Annotated in this window: 6 protein-coding genes; all 6 read left to right on the plus strand. The window is 43.5% G+C overall.

The genetic code is table 11. From position 1 onward, the window contains the following. The coding region (locus tag QZ375_RS13815) for an ATP-binding cassette domain-containing protein (protein WP_295219887.1) at positions 1-458 on the plus strand (458 nt) is incomplete at its 5' end. Between the two features lie 520 nt (positions 459-978). Continuing rightward, entirely contained in the window at positions 979-1,158 is a 180-nt protein-coding gene (locus QZ375_RS14335; RefSeq protein WP_365729248.1) for a sigma-70 region 4 domain-containing protein, read from the plus strand. After that, positions 1,145-1,375 carry a helix-turn-helix domain-containing protein gene (locus tag QZ375_RS13820; RefSeq protein ID WP_302344315.1) on the plus strand — a complete coding sequence of 77 codons (231 nt, stop codon included), beginning with the start codon at positions 1,145-1,147 and terminating at the stop codon, positions 1,373-1,375. The genes QZ375_RS14335 and QZ375_RS13820 overlap by 14 nt, the downstream gene beginning before the upstream one ends. After that, entirely contained in the window at positions 1,372-2,169 is a 798-nt protein-coding gene (locus tag QZ375_RS13825) for a DUF3825 domain-containing protein (RefSeq protein WP_295219892.1), read from the plus strand. The genes QZ375_RS13820 and QZ375_RS13825 overlap by 4 nt, the downstream gene beginning before the upstream one ends. A 163-nt stretch (positions 2,170-2,332) precedes the next feature. After that, positions 2,333-2,671 carry a DeoR family transcriptional regulator gene (locus QZ375_RS13830; RefSeq protein WP_295219895.1) on the plus strand — a complete coding sequence of 113 codons (339 nt, stop codon included), beginning with the start codon at positions 2,333-2,335 and terminating at the stop codon, positions 2,669-2,671. A gap of 8 nt (positions 2,672-2,679) precedes the next feature. Then, positions 2,680-4,119, plus strand: coding sequence for a DEAD/DEAH box helicase (locus tag QZ375_RS13835; RefSeq protein WP_295219896.1), 1,440 nt, complete (start codon positions 2,680-2,682; stop codon positions 4,117-4,119). Positions 4,120-4,265: the final 146 nt, after the last annotated feature.

Here is a 4,265-nt window from a genome sequence, read left to right on the forward strand (position 1 = left end):
ATATCAATGGGGAAAAGAAGAAAAAACCAGGAGAAATACCGGAGAGTATGGGACTAATTATTGAAACTCCTGGCTTTTTGCCTGGCTATACTGCATATCAAAATCTGCATTTCCTAGCACAAATTCGTGGAAAAATCGGAAAGCAGGAGATCGACCATGCTATTTCCAGTGTGGGACTAGATCCCAAAAGCAAAAAGAAAGTAGGGGCATATTCATTGGGTATGCGGCAACGATTGGGCTTGGCACAAGCGATTATGGAAGACCCCGATTTGCTGATTCTGGACGAACCCATGAATGGATTGGACAAAGACGGCGTACAGGATATGCGAAGGTACTTGCTCCATCTAAAGGAACAGGGGAAAACAATTCTTTTGGCATCCCATTCGGCAGAAGACATTTCTGTGTTGTGCGATACCGTTTGTGAGATGGATAAGGGAAAATTGACAATCATTTCATAGATAATCGGCGGTGATATTGTTCAACCACTAAAAAGGGCAGTTTTGTTCGGCAAACAGCTGGGCAGGACTGCCCTTTTTATTTTTCCTCAAGCAGCATACAATCCGGCGAAATGACCGGTTTTGTATGCTGCTTTTTTTGTTGCTGTGCGTAAGAAATAAAAGTACACAGAATATTTACAAATAAATTTTCCGATTTTGTTCTGCCTGATTCGTCTTAGTAGTTTAAAAGGGAGTGATATACACACTACCTGCAAAACTGCATAAGAAGGGAGGAACCAACAGATTGACTCCCTTTATCGATAAAAGCTGCAGAATAAAAATCTTTGACTGCTTTGTGAAAACTGTAATGCGAAATGAATATCGAGATGCAGCGGCAGAAAAAAAGAGAATCCAAAACCGTGAGGCGAAACCAGACCTAATGAATGTTCCGGAAATAGAAGATGTGTATCCGTCAGAGCATTTCATTTTAGACAACGAGAAGTATCCGTGTTTGATTGCCAGCGACTGGCTTTATGATGCTATGTTGGAACTTCCAAAAACACAGAGAGAAACGTTGATTTTGGAGTTCTGGTATGGATATGGCGATCAGGAAATCGCAGCGTACTTTCACGTCACGCCTCGCACCATTTACAACTGGAGACAAAAAGCATTTACAGCAATCCGCAAATATTATGAAAGGAATGGCGATGAAAGAAAATGACCTTACATATGAATTGATCTGTGCCGCAGTAAATGGGGAGAAAACTGCTTTGGAAGAAATTCTCCGCTTTTATGACGATTACATCAATGCATTGGCAACGGTAAAAGGGGAGGATGCACAAGGGAAAACATATCGATATATTGACGAAGATCTAAAAGCCCGAATACAATTGAAGCTGATAAAAGCAATTCCTAAATGGAGAGGAACAGAAAAATGATAGAAACAGATTTATTTGAATTTGCCTATGTGCCGGATTGGTACGGGCAGTTAGAACAATTGGCAGAAATAGCGTTGCCGGAAGCATGGCGATTCCGAAAGCCGCAGACCGAATGTAAAAATACAGATACGCCGATTTTGGAACGGTATCTCCATATGATGTTCCGGAAGCTGAGCATCGATTACAACACCGGAGAAACGGCGTATTTCCATGTGGAAAATAATTGTGCCTGCTTTCATACAGGACTGTACACAAGACAATATCAGGCAATCTACGCCTGCTTTGAACGAAACAAAAAGAAAGACACCACATTGAAATGGTATTTCACCGGCTTCTGTGATGCTGTTTCTTCCAAGCTGCGGTATGTAGAACCATTGCCCAAAAAGCCATATTTCCCGATGATGCAAAATGGTGTAAACTTCAATCCGGAATGGCCAATTCGGGTAAATGCAGAACACATTCTCAGCGACCCGGAAAATCGAGAACGGCTGCCAAAGAAGCTGCTTCGGTTCAAGAATCTGCCATTGCTGCTGGAAACGGCAGTGGAACTGGGCAGACGAAAAGCAGTAATTGAGCCGGGGCTGGTAGTACCGCAGGGATATCAAAATCAATTGCAGTTTCTGCTGCCGATCTGTTTAACAGATATGGAAAAACCGAATCTTGCCATGACCTTGGCAGAACGAAACGGATATTATCTGGGCAGCACTTGTCTGACACTGGAAATGGCATATCTGAATGCGAGAATGATTGCAAGACCCATTGCTCCGTGGCTGACCAGTTTGGTAAAAAAGTGAGAACATCCGATGAGGTGCAGAATTTTTTTCTATACCTTGTCGGTGTTTTGTAATTCTTGAAAGAATTCATTTTGTGAAACTTCTGTGAATCTTTTTCAAACTGGTCACGACCTGACCAGTTTGGGTTGTAGAATAAAAATACATCGGAAAGGGGGTGAAAGGCATGGGTCTCGTAGAACGGCGAGAAGAGATTTTGAAATTACTGATTTCCCGTCGGAAAAGCACAGTTCCAATTTTAATGCATGAATTTCATGTTTCAGAAAAAACGATTCGCCGGGACATACGAGCACTCATGCTGAAATATCCCCTTGAAACTTTTAGCGGAAACGGTGGCGGAGTACAGATACCGGAATGGTATGCTCCAAATAAAAATCTGCTGTCAAAAGAAGAAGTTACAGTTCTGGAAGAACTGCTGCAAAAGGCGGATGTATACCAAAGCCGAATACTAAAGCAAATTCTTGCCAGATTTGGTTCAGATACATATCGTCCATACAAAGCATAGGAGAAAAAGTGAAAGAAGTTCTAAAAATCCCCCTTAAAGCAACCCTCTATCACCACCAGCAATCCGCCTGCCACTTTGCCTGCGAACGCTTCGGCATCCTGCCCTCAGAGACACACAGTAATGGCGTGGCACTGCTCATGGAAATGGGCTGCGGAAAGACCATCACCAGCATTGCCATTGTTGGAATTCTATATCAGTATCGTCATATCAGGAGAATCCTGATCACAGCACCACTGTCCATTCTTGGTGTCTGGGAACAGGAATTTGCACATTTTGCTGCTTTTCCGTATCAGCTGACTATTCTGAAAGGCAGCAGTACACAGAAAAAAGAACAGCTTTCCAAGCTGCACGGGAATGATTTGCAAATCGCTGTTGTCAATTATGAATCTGCATGGCGATTGGAGAAAGACCTTCTTGCCTTTCATGCCGACCTTATCATTGCAGACGAGGCACACAAAATCAAGGAAAACCGCACTGCACAGTCTAAAGCCATGCACCATCTCGGAGACAAGTCAAGATACAAGCTGCTTCTGACCGGTACACTCATTACCAACAAAGAACTGGATGTCTTTTCCCAGTACCGCTTTCTGAACAAAGAGATTTTCGGGACAAGCTTCTATGCTTTTCGCAGTCGTTATTTCGATATGTGCGGATACGGCAATCACATTCCGGTTTTCCGAAAGCAGATGATGGATGAATTCCTGCAAAAACTGCATTCCGTTGCCTATCGTGTAACTAAGGCAGAATGTCTGGATTTGCCTCAAATTACCGAGGAGATACGCACGGTAGAACTGGAACCGAAAGCAATGAAACTATACAAGCAGCTGGAAAAAGAATGCTTTGCGGAGCTTGCAGGTTCGGAAATTTCGGCAGTAAATGTGCTGACAAAAATGCTGCGTTTGTCGCAGATGACAGGCGGTTATCTCACAGACGATGCCGGAAGTATCACTTCTGTCAGCACAGCAAAACTGGATGCTCTGTCCGATATTCTGGACACCATGCTTGCAGAAGAAAAAAAGCTGGTCATTCTGGCAAGGTTTGTCCCAGAACTGGACGGCATTCAGGAACTGCTGAAACGAAAACAGATTGGCTATGCGTCTGTGCGTGGCGGTGTTTCTAACCGTGCCGAAGAAATCCGGAGATTTCAGGAAGATGCAGACTGCTGTGTATTTGTTGGGCAGATCGCAGCGGCAGGTCTGGGCATCACACTTACCGCAGCATCCACCATGGTGTTCTACAGTCTGGACTATTCCATGTCTAACTTTGAACAGGCAAAAGCAAGAATCCATCGAGTTTCTCAGACAGAAAACTGTCTGTATATTTATCTGACTGCAAAACATACAGTCGATACAAAAATCCTTCGTGCTTTGCGGGATAAGGCAGATCTGGCGAAAATGCTGGTGGATGATTACCGAAACGGAATCAATCCATTTCAGGAAGGAGTTTGAAATGCAAACACAGAACATGTATGAACTGGCGGAGCAGCTAAAACAACTCCGTGAGAAAAAGAAGAATGCAGAACAGCGATTGAAAGAAATGAACGCTGAAATTGAACAGGCAGATTATCAGCTTTCTATGCTGATGGCAGAAACAG

Source organism: Ruminococcus sp. (assembly GCF_019417665.1).
Lineage (GTDB): Bacteria > Bacillota > Clostridia > Oscillospirales > Ruminococcaceae > Ruminococcus_C.

Excerpts from the sequence above, each read along its gene's own strand:
- QZ375_RS13820 (WP_302344315.1), top strand. The coding sequence starts at position 1,145 with ATGAAAGAAAATGACCTTACATATGAATTGATCTGTGCCGCAGTAAAT.
- QZ375_RS13825 (WP_295219892.1), top strand. The coding sequence starts at position 1,372 with ATGATAGAAACAGATTTATTTGAATTTGCCTATGTGCCGGATTGGTAC.
- QZ375_RS13830 (WP_295219895.1), top strand. The coding sequence starts at position 2,333 with ATGGGTCTCGTAGAACGGCGAGAAGAGATTTTGAAATTACTGATTTCC.
- QZ375_RS14335 (WP_365729248.1), top strand. The coding sequence starts at position 979 with ATGTTGGAACTTCCAAAAACACAGAGAGAAACGTTGATTTTGGAGTTC.